Origin of the sequence: Vibrio tapetis subsp. quintayensis, assembly GCF_030409945.1 — a bacterium.
GTDB lineage: Bacteria > Pseudomonadota > Gammaproteobacteria > Enterobacterales > Vibrionaceae > Vibrio > Vibrio quintayensis.
In genome coordinates, this window is record NZ_JAUFQV010000023.1 from 76,318 (window position 1) to 91,159 (window position 14,842).

Sequence of the window (14,842 nt, forward strand, 5' to 3'; positions counted from 1 at the left end):
CAACCCCTGCCTAGCTTTCTATATGGTCTAACAATATTGATTCTACATTACTTAACCGACACAAAGTGTGCAGTTGTTCGGGCACAAAGCTGAACATTATATGACAGTTTTGTTTTTTTGCATGCTCTAATAAATGTATCAGCATGACCATACCCGCAGAATCAACACGTTGGACCAGAGATAAGTTTAAATTAATTTGATTCGTACTCGGTTGCCACGCCTGAATGGTACGCCATAGGCCAGGGACGCTTTCTCTATCAAGATCCCCTGATAGCTGAACGCCCTGCTCTGATGTTATATTCCATTGGCGTTGCACCATGTTATTTTTCCTTTACGGTAATCGATTGATTTGCAATATTTTGCAGTTCTTTACTTACCGCAAGAATGCCGTCTTTTCTGATTTTTCCGTTCCATTCCGATTGTTTACTAGAAAGCAAACTGATGCCCTCTGCAACCATGTCGAACGCCGCCCATTCAGACGTTTTCTTGTCTTTTCGTAATTTAAAGTCGAGCTTTATATTAGGATTTGGCTTATCGACAATTTCTACAGAAATTGAAATAATTCTTCGTTCTGGGTCAAGATCACGTTCTGGAGAGAACACGATCTGCTGATCCGTATATTGTGTCAGGACTTGGGCGTAAGAAGTCACAAGGTATGCTCGAAATGCATCGATAAATACTCGAACGTCTTCTTTCTTTGCCTTCTTTAAGTTTGGACCCAGTAATTTTAACGCTGCGTAGCGGTCGTTTACATAGGGCATTAACTCTTCTTCTACGATCACTTTCAAGTGATCCGGATTCTGTTTTATTTCAGGTTGTTCTTGTTTTAAGCGAGTAAATGTTTTGTCTGCTACCGCCTTCATCATTTGATAAGGCTCGGTTCTATTGATGTCTTCCGCCGCAAAAACCGAAAAGCTGGTTAGCATGGTAATGAACGCCGCTGAAATCCACTGCTTTAAAATCGCCATTATTGAACCTCCGATGTCGCTGTATCACCACCAACGCGATACAGTACTTGGCCGATCAAATCTTCAAGTACTAGCGCTGATTTGGTGTCTTCAATAAAATCCCCGTTTACTAACATATCGATATCTTCATCGACAAAGCCAGGAACCAAGCCAATATATTGCTCGCCAATTAAGCCCGACGTGAGTATTTGAGCGCTTGATGTTTCTGGAAATTGGCCGTATTTGGTTTCAACTTCTATCGTAACCACAGGCAAGTATTGTTCTAAGTCTAAAGTAATATCACTCACTCGGCCTACGACCACACCACCAATTTTCACAGGGGATCGAGATTTCAAGCTGCCGATATTATCGAACTGAGCTTTCAGGGTATAAGTTTCACTAGAGCCGAAGCTCCTCACGTCTGCAACCTTAATGACCATTATCAATACAGCAATAATACTAGCCAATACAAAGCCACCTACCAGTAGTTCTGTTTTACGTGTCTGTCGCATGTTAATTCCCAAACATCAAAGCGGTAAGTACAAAGTCTAACGCCAGTACAGCGAGAGAAGAATGCACTACAGTTCTTGTTGTAGCGCGGCTGATCCCTTCAGAAGTAGGAATCGCATCGTATCCGTTAAACAAAGCAATCCAAGTAACGGTTAAAGCAAATACCATGCTCTTGATCAAGCTATTGCCAATGTCTTGCCCCAGTTCTACCGAAGCTTGCATGGACGACCAAAAGCTACCTTGATCAATGCCTTTCCAATCAACACCAACCAGTTGCCCACCCCAAATGCCGACAGCCATAAATATCATGGTCAGTAATGGCATCGAGATAAAGCCAGCCCAAAATCGAGGCGCTATAATACGTTTAAGAGGGTCCACGGCCATCATTTCTAAGCTTGACAGCTGTTCTGTTGCTTTCATTAAGCCTATTTCTGCGGTCAATGCGGAACCTGCGCGACCTGCAAACAATAAGGCTGTAACCACTGGGCCTAATTCCCGCAGTAAAGATAATGCAACCATTTGCCCTAGTGCGCCTTCCGCACCAAAATCCACCAACACGACATAGCCTTGAAGGCTTAGCACCATACCAATAAACAAGCCTGACAGCACAATGATAACCATCGACTGAACGCCCACACTGTATAACTGCTTAATCAACAGCGGAAAGTTTTTAATAGGCTGAGGCTTTGAAGCCAATGCGCCAAATAACATCATCGAGGCTCGGCCCCAAGAACGACACAGCGATAAGGTTCGGTCACCTATATTTGCTACATAGTCCAGTACTGAGTTAGCGTTCATCAAACAAGTCCTCTTGTAAGCTTTTCGCTGGAAAACTAAATGGCACCGGACCATCTGCGAACCCACGCAAGAACTGTTGGACATCTTCTGCTGGATTATTGGTTAGTTCACTAGGTGAACCATAAGCAATCACTTTGCCATCAGCCAACAAATACACTTTATCAGCAATGCTCATAACTTCGGGGACGTCATGTGAAACCACAATGGACGTTAAGCCAAGCGCTTTATTTAGATTGCTGATCAGCTCAACCAAGACCCCCATTGTAATAGGGTCTTGGCCGACAAAAGGTTCATCGTACATGATTAACTCAGGATCAAGCGCAATAGCACGCGCTAACGCAGCTCTTCTCGCCATGCCACCGGACAATTCACTCGGCATGAGTTCTGCTGCGCCACGTAAACCCACAGCTTCAAGTTTCAATAAAACAATAGTACGGATGAAAGCTTCAGAAAGTTCAGTGTGCTCTCTCAATGGGAACGCCACATTATCGAATACATTAATATCCGTAAAAAGCGCGCCAGATTGAAACAACATGCTCATTTTTTTACGAGCTTGGTAAAGTTCTTTGCGGCTTAAAGAGGGTATATTCCACTGTTCAAAATTAATATCACCCGACTCTGGTGCTATTTGACCACCGATCAGGCGTAGCAGCGTGGTTTTACCAATACCAGACGGCCCCATGATCGCGGTAATTTTACCTCTAGGAATATCCAAATTAATGTCGTCAAAAATTTTCCTGTCTCCGCGGGAGAAAGATAAATTTCGTATCGTGACCGAATCCTTTGTCGACATAGAACTCCAAGATTTCTACAAAACGCAATAAAAGTACAAGTGCATGCAATCATAAGCACTTATTCGTTCAAGTTCAAAATAAAGCACCTGTTTTTAACCGTAATTTAACCTGAGGTAATAAATACGAGAGAAAATTGACCTAACTTTCGCTATCGAATATAAGTATCAACAACTTAACTTAGGTACCACTTAAGTACGATGTTTCTTATTCTTTACGCATATAGATGCTAGTGTCACGTTTTTATTTGTTATGCCACTTCCATTTTCTAACGCTACAGGTCAAAATTAGCGGTTATACCCATTCTGAACCTTTCTTAATTCAGAAAACACTTATCATTATTAACAAAAATTAAAGGGATCGTCATGCTCGTAGCTGCAGCACTGCTTACCGTAGGCTTGATTTTGCTCGTATGGAGTGCAGATAAATTAGTGTATGGCGCCGCCGCGTTAGCACGTAATTTTGGTATATCACCGCTGGTGATTGGTATGACTATTCTTGCTATGGGGTCTTCTGCGCCTGAAATGATGGTGTCGGCAACCGCAGCACTTGAGGGGAAGACAGACACCGCCGTTGGTAACGTACTGGGTTCAAACATCGCTAACATAGCGTTAATTTTAGGTATTACGGCACTTATCAAGCCTATGTCAATTAGCTCAGGGGTTATCCGCCGTGAGCTGCCATTGATGATTGTCGTCACCGTTATCGCAGGTGCATTATTGTTTGATAATTACCTCGGTTTTGGTGAAGGTGTTTTACTGTTCGTTCTATTCGCAGCATTCATTTTGATGATGCTTAAAATAAGCCGAAGTGAGAAAACTCAAGGCGATGCATTTGTTGAAGATCAAGAAGCTGAGATCCCAGTTGGGGTTCCCAATAAAAATGCCATATTTTGGGTAATTGTTGGCCTTATTCTATTACCAGTAGCTGCCGACCTCTTAGTTGACAACGCCGTTATCATTGCTAAGCATTTTGGAATGAGCGACCTCGTTATTGGCCTAACAATTATCGCTATCGGCACCAGCTTGCCTGAACTCGCAGCCTCATTAGCGGGTGTATTCAAAGGCGAAGACGACATGGCAGTAGGCAATATCATTGGCTCAAACGTATTTAATATCCTAGCTGTAATGGGGATTCCTGGCATTCTTAACCCATCAGTACTGAACGAGCTCGCCATGGGTCGAGATTTTTGGGTCATGCTAGGTGTTTCAGTATTGCTTGTGGTTATGGCACTAGGTAAATCACGCAGCGTGAATCGTATTGAAGGCGGCATATTACTTACCGTGTTCATTGCTTACCAAGGCTACCTTCTCTATCACCTAGCGGCTTAAGCGGATTTAAGGAAGTTCATATTATGTCTGTACGATTAGAATCAAGTTCTTTTGACTTTTGCCAAGCAGCAAAACGTGTACTAGAAATAGAAGTGGCTGGAATTAATCAACTTAACCAATACTTTGATGAGTCATTTAGCCGTGCATGCCAGTCCATCCTTGCCAGCAAAGGTAAAGTAGTTGTGATGGGCATGGGTAAATCTGGACACATAGGCAAAAAAATCGCCGCGTCTTTAGCCAGTACCGGGACGTCTGCATTTTTTGTTCATCCAGGGGAAGCCTCCCATGGTGACTTAGGCATGGTAGAGCCCGGTGATATCGTTTTAGCAATCTCCAACTCGGGCGAATCATCAGAAATTTTATCGCTGTTTCCCGTTCTTAAGAGACTGAACATTCAGATTATTGCAATGACAGGCAAACCTGCATCAAACATGGCAACGCTCGCAGACGTGCATCTATGCATAGGTATGCCAGAAGAAGCCTGCCCTCTTGGTCTTGCACCAACGACAAGCACAACAGCCACGCTTGTGATGGGAGATGCACTTGCGGTTGCACTATTACAAGCAAGAGGCTTTACTGCTGATGACTTTGCCTTATCTCACCCCGGTGGCGCTCTGGGTCGTAAATTACTATTGAAGCTCAGTGATATCATGCAAACGGACGAAGCGCTTCCTCAGGTAACTCCTGATGCTCTCGTTCGAGATGCCTTACTGGAGATATCACAAAAGGGTTTAGGCATGACCGCTATTGTTGATAATACTCAGCAAGTTTTAGGTATTTTTACCGATGGCGATCTTCGTCGTCTACTGGATAAGCGTATCGATGTGCATAGCACGACCATTGGCGATGTGATGACTAAAAACCCAACCGTAGGTAATCCAAACATGTTGGCAGTAGAAGCCGTGAATATGATGCAAGAGAAAAGCATCACCGGGTTACTACTATGTGAACAAGGCAAACTGGTTGGTGCGTTGAACATTCATCACCTACTGAAAGCAGGAGTCATGTAATGAGCCATTCACTGGTTACCACACTGTACGGCAAGGTTGAGCAAAGCGTGTTTGACGCAGCGCGTGATATTAAACTGCTGATCTGTGACCTTGACGGCGTGTTCTCTGATGGTCTTATCTACATGGGCAATCAAGGTGAAGAGTTAAAAACGTTCCATACTCGCGATGGTTATGGCGTTAAGTCTTTGATGAACGCCGGTATTGAAGTCGCGATCATCACTGGCCGACAATCTCAGATCGTCGAAAACCGCATGCGTGCCCTTGGTATTACATTGATTTACCAAGGCCAAGACGACAAAATAAAGGCCTATCATGATATTTGTAGCAAACTGAATATCTCACCAGAACACACTGGGTATATTGGCGATGACCTTATCGACTGGCCAGTCATGGATCTCGTTGCGCTTAAAGTCTGCGTAGCCGATGGCCACCCTTTGCTTGCCCAACGTGCGAACTATGTTACACACATTAACGGCGGTCATGGCGCCGTGCGCGAAGTGTGCGATTTAATATTGGAAGCTCGTGGCGAACTTGATGCCCACAAAGGCTTGAGCATATGACGCTACCTCGCCCAATCTATCTGTTACTGTTCTTTGTGTCTTGTTGGTCGGCTTACTACCTGTATGATCACAACAACAAAGAAGTGATCCAGGTTGTGCCTGATGTAGAGTTACCTGTTTTTAGCGGTCGAACCTTGACTAACACCAGTTACAATCAATCTGGCGTGCGCAATTTTGAGATAAAGTCCAAATACTTGGAACACTTCTCGAAAAATGGCGAAACCATATTTGAGCAATTGAAACTAAGTGTATTCAGAGACGGTCATACTGAAGAGTGGACAGTGACGGCCAATAAGGGCGTCATGGATTCTGATTACCAACTAGAGCTCACTGGCAATGTGTTAGTGAAGAACGTATTACCCAACTCTGGTTTTGATACACTATCAACCGAGAAACTGGTGATACAGCTACAAAATAAAGATTTTCACACCAATCTGCCCGTAACGCTTTTTGGTCCGCAATTCACCACAGAGGGACAAGCGATGAAAGGCAATTTTGACCGTAATACCGCGACTCTCTTTAACCAAGTGCAAGGTAAATATGAAACTGTTACACCTTAGCCTTATCGGGTTAATCACGTTTGCAACCCAAGCATGGGCGTTAAGCAACGACACAGAGCAACCTATTTACATAGATTCAGACAGTCAATCACTGGATATGAAAAGCAGTAAAGTCACCTTTATTGGCGATGTAACGCTTAAACAAGGCAGCATCAATATTGAAGCTGACAAGATCATCGTACTGAGAAATCCTGCCGACGATTCGGTAGAACAGATCGAAGCCTATGGTGATACCGCTAAGTTTACTCAGCTCACTGACGAGGGGAAAACCTTAGCCGGTCAAGCAAAGAAGCTCAAGTACATGGTTCAAGAAGACTTACTGACCATGACTGGTAAAGCAGAGCTTGCTCAAGATGATAGTTTGATAAAAGGTACAACAATTCGCTATCAAATATCATCACAGCAATTGATGGCTGATGGCAGTGCCAAAGAAAGAGTATCAACGGTACTGCAGCCAACCCAACAGTAAAAGTAGTTAAAAATATGGCGATCTTAAAAGCAGAACACCTGGCAAAAAGTTACAAGAAACGCAAAGTGGTTTCGGACGTTAGCTTACAAGTAAAGTCAGGCCAAATCGTAGGATTGCTTGGTCCTAACGGTGCGGGGAAAACCACCTCGTTTTATATGATCGTTGGCTTAGTCGCTCGTGATGAAGGCAGCATTAGCATCGATGGGCAAGACATCAGCATTCTACCCATGCACAGTCGTTCGCGTTTAGGTATTGGCTATTTACCTCAAGAAGCCTCGATTTTCCGAAAGCTATCCGTTGAAGACAACATCATGGCAGTGTTAGAAACTCGTGCTGAATTGTCTCGCGAAGAGCGCCAAGATAAGCTCGAAGACTTGCTCGACGAATTCCATATTCAACACATAAGAACCAGCAATGGCATGGCGCTTTCTGGTGGAGAACGTCGTCGCGTCGAAATTGCACGTGCATTAGCAGCAAATCCAAAATTTATTTTGCTGGACGAACCGTTTGCAGGGGTAGATCCTATCTCTGTTATCGACATCAAGAAAATTATTCAACACCTACGAGATCGTGGCTTAGGGGTACTCATTACCGACCACAACGTTAGGGAAACCCTTGATGTATGTGAACATGCCTACATTGTAAGCCAAGGACATTTGATTGCAGATGGGACACCGGAACAAGTTCTCAATAATGAACAAGTAAAACGAGTTTATCTGGGTGAGCAATTCCGTCTATGATTAAATGGTAAGTATGTTGTTTTGCTCGTTCGCTAGGCTTTAAAAAATATAAAGGACTCTATGAAACCCTCATTACAACTTAAGCTAGGTCAACAATTAGCCATGACACCGCAATTGCAACAAGCCATTCGCTTGCTGCAACTGTCGACGCTTGATCTCCAACAAGAGATTCAAGAAGCCCTTGAATCTAATCCTTTACTTGATGTAGAGGATGGCTTCGAAGAAGCACCGGCTAACGATGATTCCGCGAAAGAAAGTACCACCAATGAGAAAGCGTCCACAGAAGAAGTAACGAGTGAACCTGAACCTAAAGACAGTTCAGAGCTCATCGAAACCTCTGAGATCAGTAACGACTTAGAAATTGATACCACATGGGAAGATGTCTATAGCGCCAATACAGGCAATACCGGTATATCCATCGATGATGACATGCCTATTTATCAAGGCGAAACTACTCAAAGCCTACAAGACTACCTCCAATGGCAGCTCGATCTAACGCCATTTAGTGACACCGACCGAACCATTGCCTCTGCCATTGTGGATGCCATTGATAATTACGGCTACCTCACCATTGATACCGATGAGATATTAGAAAGCATGGGTAACGATGAGGTTGAACTTGATGAAGTTGAAGCCGTGTTAAAACGCATTCAACAGTTCGACCCATTAGGCGTCGCATCTCGTAATTTGCAAGAATGCTTACTGCTGCAGTTCGCAACTTTCCCAAGTAATACGCCTTGGCTCGCAGAAGCAAAATCTTTACTTGAAAACCACATTGAGCATCTGGGTAATCGTGACTATAAATTAATTAGCAAAGAAACAAAGTTGAAAGAAGCGGAATTGCGCGAAGTGATGGCCCTCATTCAACAGTTGGATCCGCGCCCAGGTAGCCGCATCACTCCGGATGACACAGAGTACGTCATTCCAGATGTTTCCGTATTTAAAGACGCTGGCCAGTGGATCGTCTCCATCAACCCAGACAGCGTACCGAAGCTCAAAGTGAACCAACAATATGCGGCAATGGGGAAAGGCAACAGCGCAGACAGCCAGTTTATCCGCTCTAATTTGCAAGAAGCGAAATGGCTGATTAAAAGCTTAGAAAGTCGAAACGAAACTTTGCTCAAAGTCGCTCGTTGTATTGTAGAGCACCAACACGATTTCTTTGAGTATGGCGAAGAAGCAATGAAACCTATGGTGCTTAACGACATAGCACTGGCAGTAGAAATGCATGAATCCACCATTTCGAGGGTAACCACACAAAAATACATGCACACTCCAAGAGGGATCTTCGAGTTGAAGTACTTCTTCTCTAGCCACGTCAGTACCGACAACGGTGGAGAGTGTTCATCGACAGCAATTCGAGCGCTTATCAAAAAGTTAGTCGCTGCGGAAAATACAGCGAAACCACTCAGTGATAGCAAGATTGCTGCTCTATTGGCTGACCAAGGAATTCAAGTGGCTAGACGTACCATAGCCAAGTACCGTGAATCTCTAGGCATTGCGCCATCAAGTCAGCGTAAACGCCTGCTATAAACAGGCCTTTAAAGAAAAGGAAAGTCTATGCAAATACATATCCAAGGACATCACATTGATATTACCGATTCAATGCAGGACTACGTTGAGAGCAAATTTCAGAAATTAGAGCGGTTCTTTGATCATATAAATAGCGTAAATGTGGTCTTACGTGTTGAAAAAGTCGACCAAATCGCCGAAGCTACCCTACACATTAATCAAGGGGATATTCATGCTCATGCAACTGACGAAAGTATGTATGCTGCCATTGACTCCTTGGTCGACAAACTTGTGCGTCAACTCAATAAGCACAAAGAGAAATTAAGTAGCCATTAATCATGCAATTAAGCGAAGTACTTTCATTGGACTGCACAAAAAGTGCGGTTCAATGCACCAGCAAAAAACGCGCTCTTGAAATCATCAGCGAGATAGCCGCAAGCCATACTGGTAGAAACTCAACTCAACTATTTGAGTGCATGCTCAACAGAGAGAAAATGGGCAGTACAGGAATTGGTAATGGAATAGCGATACCACACGGTCGAATGCTGGAAGATTCAGAAATAGATCAAGCTGTTGCTGTATTGGTTCAGTGCCAAGAACCCATAGAGTTTGACGCTATCGATAACAGGCCCGTTGACTTACTATTTGCCTTGTTAGTTCCCGATGCTCAATGCAAAACCCATTTAAAAACCTTATCTGCTATGGCGGAACGTCTCAACGATAAATGCACCTTGAAACAACTGCGTAACGCTCAATCTGATCAAGAGCTTTACGACATCATCACCCAATAAATCGAGTTAACCAACATGTCATCGAATAAACTGCGCCTCATTGTAATCAGTGGCCAATCAGGAGCAGGTAAAAGTGTTGCTCTGCGGGTACTTGAAGATCTCGGCTATTACTGCGTAGATAACCTCCCTGTCAGCTTGCTTGACTCATTTGTACAAACCGTCAAGCACAGCAAACAAAACATTGCAGTAAGCATTGATATTCGTAATTTGCCCCAAGACCCTAGCTTGGTCACTAACGCACTCAAAACGTTGAAACAGCACTTCGATGTTAACGTGCTGTTCCTCGATGCCAAAGAAACTACCCTGCTTAAACGTTATAGCGAAACTCGTCGCATTCACCCTTTGTCACTCAGCCTGAGCAACGTGTCACTTGAACAGGCCATTCAAATTGAGAAAGGCTTATTGCTCGATCTAAAAGAGCAGGCGGATATCGTTCTAGACAGCAGTGATCAGTCGTTACATGAATTAAGCGAAACCGTAAGACGCTGCATAGACGGCAGAGAAAGCAAAGAGTTGGTCATGGTCTTTGAATCTTTTGGTTTTAAATACGGCCTACCGAACAACGCCGACTACGTATTCGACGTACGCTTTTTGCCAAACCCTCATTGGGATCCTGATCTTCGTCCATTGACCGGGCTTGACGCTCCAATCAAAGCGTTTCTTGAAACTCATGACGAAGTACTCGAGTTAAAATCAGAGATACAAGGGTTTGTCGAAAAATGGCTCCCATTACTGCAAAAAAACAATCGCAGTTACCTCACTGTCGCTATCGGCTGTACCGGCGGAAAACATCGCTCAGTTTACATCACCCAACAGATTGGCGAGCACTTCACAAAGCTGGGCCATCAAGTACAGATCCGTCATGTTAGCTTAGAAAAGAATCATAAGGGTTAGTCGATGCCAGCAAATCCCCCAAGCATTCCGAAACAATGCAGCAAAACCATTTTAATTCTAAACCGACTGGGGCTTCATGCACGAGCCGCAGTTAAATTGGTCGAATTAGCGCAAAGCTATGATGCTCAAGTATCGGTAAGCAATGGTGAAAAACAAGCAGGGGCAGACAGCGTCATGGGGTTACTCATGCTTGAGTCCTCCCAGGGCCAAAGCGTAACCATTTCAGCAACGGGTGAACAAGCAGAGGCCGCATTGAGTGCCGTTTGTGAACTTATCGAACACCGCTTTGACGAAGATGAATAAACTACTCGATAAATAAAATCCCCCGGTTTCACGATATCTTATTAAACAAGGCCTAGAATTAGGATATTATTCAACATATTGTAACCAATTCAAATTTAGGGGGCGAGAATGGCCGAGCAGTTAGAATTTGACCAAACTCATCAAACCCTACAAGAAGTTAGTGACGCTCTAGACAGTGGCCGCTTTGTTCATGTACGCCGTATGCTCCAAGACATGGAGCCAGAAGACATTGCCCACTTACTTGAAGCTTCTCCGCGAAAAAGCCGTGAAGTGCTGTGGCAACTTACCGATCCTGAAGATTACGGTGAGATCCTCGATGAATTATCCGAAGACGTAAAAGATAACCTTGTATCGAAAATGGCCCCGGAACGGTTAGCTGAAGCGACTGAAGGTCTGGATACCGATGACGTTGCTTACGTTTTACGAAGCCTACCCGATGACGTCTCACGGGAAGTTCTTTCTCAAATGGACAGTGCCGATAGGCATCGCGTAGAAACCGCTCTTGCTTACGAAGAAGACACCGCCGGCAGTATGATGAACACCGACTTTGTCACCATCCGTAGCGATGTTGATGTCGATGTTGTACTTCGCTATCTAAGAATGAAAGGCGAATTACCTGAAGCCACTGATGCTCTTTACGTGCTGGATTCAGAAGAAAAGCTGACGGGTTTCTTGCACCTTACCACCCTACTTACCTCTCAGCCTGATGTTGCCATTAGCGAAATCATGGAAACGCCAGACGAAGCACTTTCCGTCACTGCCAGTGATGCCGATGTAGCCAGCCTTTTTGAGCGACGCAATTGGGTTTCTGCTCCGGTAGTTGATGAAAATAATCATCTTGTCGGTCGTATCACCATTGATGATGTTGTTGACGTTATTCGTGAAGATGCAGAACACTCCATGATGAGTATGGCTGGTATGGACGACGACGAAGACACGTTTGCCCCGGTATTTAAATCGGCTCGTAAACGGAGTATCTGGCTTGGTGCAAACGTACTGGCCGCATTAACGGCCGCTTCTGTATCAAACCTATTTGAAGCCACATTACAACAAATGGCAGCCATCGCCGTACTGATGACCATCGTTCCTTCAATGGGAGGGGTTGCTGGTAACCAAACCGTTGCCTTAGTGATTCGTGGTATCGCTTTGGGTCATATTGGTGACTCGAACAAACGAGAGTTACTACTCAAAGAAGCGGCGATAGGCTTCCTCAATGGCCTTCTATGGGCGTTAATCATCGGTGGTATCGTAGTGGTCTGGAAAGACAGTTGGATGCTTGGAGGCATTATCTCAGCCGCAATGATGACCAACTTACTAGTCGCCGGAATTGCAGGGGTAAGCATTCCCCTGTTCTTGAAGAAAATGAATATAGACCCTGCACTGGCTGGTGGAATGGCCCTCACAACGATCACCGATGTGATCGGCTTATTGGTGTTCTTAGGCCTAGCGACGGTAATGATTGGATAGCATTACCAGTTACAAGATCATAAAAGCCGATGTCAGTAATGGCATCGGCTTTATATTTTAAAGCTATAGTAAGTGATTACTCACCAGCGACTTTCAACGATTCCAATAAGATAGAACCGGTTTGAATTTGAGATCGAGTTTCGATATCGGTACCCACTGCAACAATCTGCTGCAGCATATCTACCAAGTTACCCGCGATGGTCACTTCTGAAACTGCGTACTGAATTTCACCATTTTCGACCCAAAAACCGGCGGCACCGCGAGAGTAGTCACCGGTGACCATATTCACACCTTGCCCCATAAGCTCTGTGACCAAAAAGCCAGTCCCTAAGGTTTTAAGCATCGCATCGAAATCTTGTCCGGTTGATTTAACAGACCAGTTGTGGATACCACCAGCATGCCCGGTCGGCGTCATGTCCATTTTACGCGCAGCATAGCTAGTCAAAAGGTACGTCGACAACACACCATCAGTAATGATTTGTCGATCTTGGGTGAACACACCTTCATTATCAAACGGGCTAGAAGCTAAACCACGCAGCACGTGGGGGTTTTCTTCAATATTGAACCAGTCCGGTAAGATTTTTTCGCCCAACTTATCTAACAGGAAAGAGGACTTGCGGTACAAACTGCCACCGCTGATCGCCATGACAAGGTGACCAATTAAACCTGTCGCGACATCTGCAGCAAACATCACCGGATATTTACCTGTTGCTAGACGCTTAGCATCAAGGCGGCTTACTGTTTTCTCAGCCGCTTTAATACCAACGCTTTGCGGAGTCCACAAATCTTGTACGCGTCTTGAAACGGAATAGCTGTAATCGCGCTCCATGTCGCCATTTTTACTCTCACCGATAACACAACAACTTACACTGTGACGGCTGGAAGGAAAACTCGCGAGTAAACCGTGGCTGTTCCCATAAACACGTACACCGTAATGGCTATCGTAACTCGCACCATCACTTTGTTTAATTCTGTCACTGTAGGCCAAAGCAGCACGCTCAGCTTCTATTGCCACTTCCGCTGCACGCTCAGGATCCGGTTGATCAGGGTGGAAAAGATCCAAATCAGGAATATCTTGAACCATTAGCTCTTTCGGGGCTGGGCCCGCGTAAGGATCTTCTGATGTGTAGTTAGCAATATCTAACGCAGCTAGAACAGTTTGGTGTATGGCTTTTTCACTTAAGTCAGAAGTCGATGCGCTGCCTTTTCGGTGACCACGATAAACCGTGATCCCCAATGCACCATCACTATTGAATTCTACGTTTTCAACTTCACACATATGCGTAGAAACGCTAATGCCTGTGCTTTTAGAAATCGCGACTTCTGCAGCGTCTGCGGTATCCGTTGCTAGCTCTAACGCTTTTGCTACAGCGGCTTCTAATTCCACTCGTTGTTGAGCGATTTGCTGTTTTACATCCATACTGAAATAACTGCTTTTAAAATTTTATTTCAATAGAATAACAAGGTTTTCGCTTTCTCCCCATAATTCTTGCTAAAATAAGCGACAATTAGACACAGATAATGAAATAGGCAAGCAAATATGGCTCGTAAAAACCAAAAAGCGCCTTGGGAAGAGGAAGAGGAAATCATCTGGGTAAGTAAAACCGAGATGAAAGAAGACATGGAAGCTCTGCAAGTACTAGGCGAAGAGCTGGTAGGACTGAAACCATCAGTACTAGATAAAATTCCATTGCGAGAAGAACTGCGTGACGCTATCGATAATGGTCAACGCTTTAAAAATGAAGCTAAGCGTCGTCAACTGCAATACATCGGTAGGTTAATGCGATCTGAAGATCCAGCGCCAATTCAAGCCGCTTTAGATAAGATTCGAAATAAGCACTCGCAAATGACCGCTGAATTACACAAATTGGAAACACTTCGTGACCGAGTTGTAGAAGAAGGTGATAGTGCTATCGCAGACGTGTTAGAACGTTTTCCAAGTGCCGATCGTCAGCGCTTGCGTCAGCTTTCTCGTCAGGCTGCCAAAGAAAAACAAAACAGTAAGCCACCAAAGTCTTACCGTGAAATTTTCCAAGTACTGAAAGGTTTGCTCGACGAAGAGCAAATTTAATAGAGTTCAGAACCAAAAAAAGCTGCCTTATTTGGGCAGCTTTTTTATTAACTTAAAATGTTAACTGGCACTGTTCATGCTGCAATGA

At 44.4% G+C, this 14,842-nt stretch carries 19 protein-coding genes; 13 read left to right on the forward strand and 6 right to left on the reverse strand.

Features of this window, described 5'->3' with window-relative positions:
- Window positions 1–10: 10 nt before the first annotated feature.
- The 5 genes from QWZ04_RS08570 to mlaF are packed head-to-tail and all read right to left on the reverse strand — an operon-like array spanning window position 11 to window position 3,048.
- Entirely contained in the window at window positions 11–319 is a 309-nt protein-coding gene (locus QWZ04_RS08570) for an STAS domain-containing protein (RefSeq protein ID WP_290326969.1), read from the reverse strand.
- 1 nt (window position 320) lies between these two features.
- Window positions 321–968, reverse strand: a complete 648-nt coding sequence (gene mlaC, locus QWZ04_RS08575; RefSeq protein WP_290326971.1) for a phospholipid-binding protein MlaC — start codon at window positions 966–968, stop codon at window positions 321–323.
- Complete coding sequence (gene mlaD / locus QWZ04_RS08580) at window positions 968–1,459, reverse strand: outer membrane lipid asymmetry maintenance protein MlaD (RefSeq protein ID WP_290326973.1); 492 nt, start codon at window positions 1,457–1,459, stop codon at window positions 968–970. Before mlaD ends, mlaC begins: the two co-directional genes overlap by 1 nt.
- A 1-nt stretch (window position 1,460) precedes the next feature.
- Window positions 1,461–2,255: a lipid asymmetry maintenance ABC transporter permease subunit MlaE gene (gene mlaE / locus QWZ04_RS08585; RefSeq protein WP_290326975.1), complete on the reverse strand. Its 795-nt coding sequence runs from the start codon at window positions 2,253–2,255 to the stop codon at window positions 1,461–1,463.
- Window positions 2,245–3,048: a phospholipid ABC transporter ATP-binding protein MlaF gene (mlaF, locus tag QWZ04_RS08590; protein WP_290326977.1), complete on the reverse strand. Its 804-nt coding sequence runs from the start codon at window positions 3,046–3,048 to the stop codon at window positions 2,245–2,247. Before mlaF ends, mlaE begins: the two co-directional genes overlap by 11 nt.
- Before the next feature lie 363 nt (window positions 3,049–3,411).
- Between mlaF and QWZ04_RS08595 the strand changes: the two genes are divergently transcribed.
- The 12 genes from QWZ04_RS08595 to mgtE all read left to right on the forward strand — a co-directional run bounded on the left by QWZ04_RS08595 (window position 3,412) and on the right by mgtE (window position 12,683).
- Complete coding sequence (locus QWZ04_RS08595; protein WP_290326979.1) at window positions 3,412–4,377, forward strand: calcium/sodium antiporter; 966 nt, start codon at window positions 3,412–3,414, stop codon at window positions 4,375–4,377.
- Between the two features lie 23 nt (window positions 4,378–4,400).
- Window positions 4,401–5,387 (forward strand): arabinose-5-phosphate isomerase KdsD, encoded by a 987-nt coding sequence (gene kdsD / locus QWZ04_RS08600; protein ID WP_290326981.1) that lies wholly within the window; start codon window positions 4,401–4,403, stop codon window positions 5,385–5,387.
- Entirely contained in the window at window positions 5,387–5,947 is a 561-nt protein-coding gene (gene kdsC, locus QWZ04_RS08605) for a 3-deoxy-manno-octulosonate-8-phosphatase KdsC (RefSeq protein WP_290326983.1), read from the forward strand. The genes kdsD and kdsC overlap by 1 nt, the downstream gene beginning before the upstream one ends.
- Complete coding sequence (gene lptC / locus QWZ04_RS08610) at window positions 5,944–6,507, forward strand: LPS export ABC transporter periplasmic protein LptC (RefSeq protein ID WP_290326985.1); 564 nt, start codon at window positions 5,944–5,946, stop codon at window positions 6,505–6,507. The genes kdsC and lptC overlap by 4 nt, the downstream gene beginning before the upstream one ends.
- On the forward strand, window positions 6,488–6,976 hold the full coding sequence (gene lptA, locus QWZ04_RS08615) for a lipopolysaccharide transport periplasmic protein LptA (protein WP_290326987.1): 489 nt from the start codon (window positions 6,488–6,490) through the stop codon (window positions 6,974–6,976). The genes lptC and lptA overlap by 20 nt, the downstream gene beginning before the upstream one ends.
- A gap of 14 nt (window positions 6,977–6,990) precedes the next feature.
- Window positions 6,991–7,716: an LPS export ABC transporter ATP-binding protein gene (gene lptB, locus QWZ04_RS08620; RefSeq protein ID WP_290326989.1), complete on the forward strand. Its 726-nt coding sequence runs from the start codon at window positions 6,991–6,993 to the stop codon at window positions 7,714–7,716.
- A 60-nt stretch (window positions 7,717–7,776) separates the two neighbouring features.
- Complete coding sequence (locus QWZ04_RS08625; protein WP_290326991.1) at window positions 7,777–9,249, forward strand: RNA polymerase factor sigma-54; 1,473 nt, start codon at window positions 7,777–7,779, stop codon at window positions 9,247–9,249.
- 27 nt (window positions 9,250–9,276) lie between these two features.
- Window positions 9,277–9,564 (forward strand): ribosome hibernation promoting factor, encoded by a 288-nt coding sequence (gene hpf, locus QWZ04_RS08630; protein ID WP_102523104.1) that lies wholly within the window; start codon window positions 9,277–9,279, stop codon window positions 9,562–9,564.
- Between the two features lie 2 nt (window positions 9,565–9,566).
- Window positions 9,567–10,019, forward strand: coding sequence for a PTS IIA-like nitrogen regulatory protein PtsN (ptsN, locus tag QWZ04_RS08635; protein ID WP_290326994.1), 453 nt, complete (start codon window positions 9,567–9,569; stop codon window positions 10,017–10,019).
- Window positions 10,020–10,049: 30 nt separating this feature from the next.
- Entirely contained in the window at window positions 10,050–10,913 is an 864-nt protein-coding gene (gene rapZ / locus QWZ04_RS08640; RefSeq protein ID WP_290327080.1) for an RNase adapter RapZ, read from the forward strand.
- Window positions 10,914–10,916: 3 nt separating this feature from the next.
- Window positions 10,917–11,216 carry an HPr family phosphocarrier protein gene (locus tag QWZ04_RS08645; RefSeq protein ID WP_290326996.1) on the forward strand — a complete coding sequence of 100 codons (300 nt, stop codon included), beginning with the start codon at window positions 10,917–10,919 and terminating at the stop codon, window positions 11,214–11,216.
- 108 nt (window positions 11,217–11,324) lie between these two features.
- Complete coding sequence (mgtE, locus tag QWZ04_RS08650; protein WP_290326997.1) at window positions 11,325–12,683, forward strand: magnesium transporter; 1,359 nt, start codon at window positions 11,325–11,327, stop codon at window positions 12,681–12,683.
- Window positions 12,684–12,759: 76 nt separating this feature from the next.
- Here the strand turns inward: mgtE and pmbA are convergent, their stop codons facing one another.
- Complete coding sequence (gene pmbA / locus QWZ04_RS08655) at window positions 12,760–14,103, reverse strand: metalloprotease PmbA (protein WP_290326999.1); 1,344 nt, start codon at window positions 14,101–14,103, stop codon at window positions 12,760–12,762.
- Between the two features lie 120 nt (window positions 14,104–14,223).
- Between pmbA and yjgA the strand changes: the two genes are divergently transcribed.
- Complete coding sequence (gene yjgA, locus QWZ04_RS08660; protein WP_290327001.1) at window positions 14,224–14,754, forward strand: ribosome biogenesis factor YjgA; 531 nt, start codon at window positions 14,224–14,226, stop codon at window positions 14,752–14,754.
- Window positions 14,755–14,842: the final 88 nt, after the last annotated feature.

What these genes read in the sequence shown, in the direction of transcription:
- QWZ04_RS08570 (WP_290326969.1), bottom strand. Translation starts at nt 319, where the DNA reads ATGGTGCAACGCCAATGGAATATAACATCAGAGCAGGGCGTTCAGCTA.
- mlaC (WP_290326971.1), bottom strand. Translation starts at nt 968, where the DNA reads ATGGCGATTTTAAAGCAGTGGATTTCAGCGGCGTTCATTACCATGCTA.
- mlaD (WP_290326973.1), bottom strand. Translation starts at nt 1,459, where the DNA reads ATGCGACAGACACGTAAAACAGAACTACTGGTAGGTGGCTTTGTATTG.
- mlaE (WP_290326975.1), bottom strand. Translation starts at nt 2,255, where the DNA reads ATGAACGCTAACTCAGTACTGGACTATGTAGCAAATATAGGTGACCGA.
- mlaF (WP_290326977.1), bottom strand. Translation starts at nt 3,048, where the DNA reads ATGTCGACAAAGGATTCGGTCACGATACGAAATTTATCTTTCTCCCGC.
- QWZ04_RS08595 (WP_290326979.1), top strand. Translation starts at nt 3,412, where the DNA reads ATGCTCGTAGCTGCAGCACTGCTTACCGTAGGCTTGATTTTGCTCGTA.
- kdsD (WP_290326981.1), top strand. Translation starts at nt 4,401, where the DNA reads ATGTCTGTACGATTAGAATCAAGTTCTTTTGACTTTTGCCAAGCAGCA.
- kdsC (WP_290326983.1), top strand. Translation starts at nt 5,387, where the DNA reads ATGAGCCATTCACTGGTTACCACACTGTACGGCAAGGTTGAGCAAAGC.
- lptC (WP_290326985.1), top strand. Translation starts at nt 5,944, where the DNA reads ATGACGCTACCTCGCCCAATCTATCTGTTACTGTTCTTTGTGTCTTGT.
- lptA (WP_290326987.1), top strand. Translation starts at nt 6,488, where the DNA reads ATGAAACTGTTACACCTTAGCCTTATCGGGTTAATCACGTTTGCAACC.
- lptB (WP_290326989.1), top strand. Translation starts at nt 6,991, where the DNA reads ATGGCGATCTTAAAAGCAGAACACCTGGCAAAAAGTTACAAGAAACGC.
- QWZ04_RS08625 (WP_290326991.1), top strand. Translation starts at nt 7,777, where the DNA reads ATGAAACCCTCATTACAACTTAAGCTAGGTCAACAATTAGCCATGACA.
- hpf (WP_102523104.1), top strand. Translation starts at nt 9,277, where the DNA reads ATGCAAATACATATCCAAGGACATCACATTGATATTACCGATTCAATG.
- ptsN (WP_290326994.1), top strand. Translation starts at nt 9,567, where the DNA reads ATGCAATTAAGCGAAGTACTTTCATTGGACTGCACAAAAAGTGCGGTT.
- QWZ04_RS08645 (WP_290326996.1), top strand. Translation starts at nt 10,917, where the DNA reads ATGCCAGCAAATCCCCCAAGCATTCCGAAACAATGCAGCAAAACCATT.
- mgtE (WP_290326997.1), top strand. Translation starts at nt 11,325, where the DNA reads ATGGCCGAGCAGTTAGAATTTGACCAAACTCATCAAACCCTACAAGAA.
- pmbA (WP_290326999.1), bottom strand. Translation starts at nt 14,103, where the DNA reads ATGGATGTAAAACAGCAAATCGCTCAACAACGAGTGGAATTAGAAGCC.
- yjgA (WP_290327001.1), top strand. Translation starts at nt 14,224, where the DNA reads ATGGCTCGTAAAAACCAAAAAGCGCCTTGGGAAGAGGAAGAGGAAATC.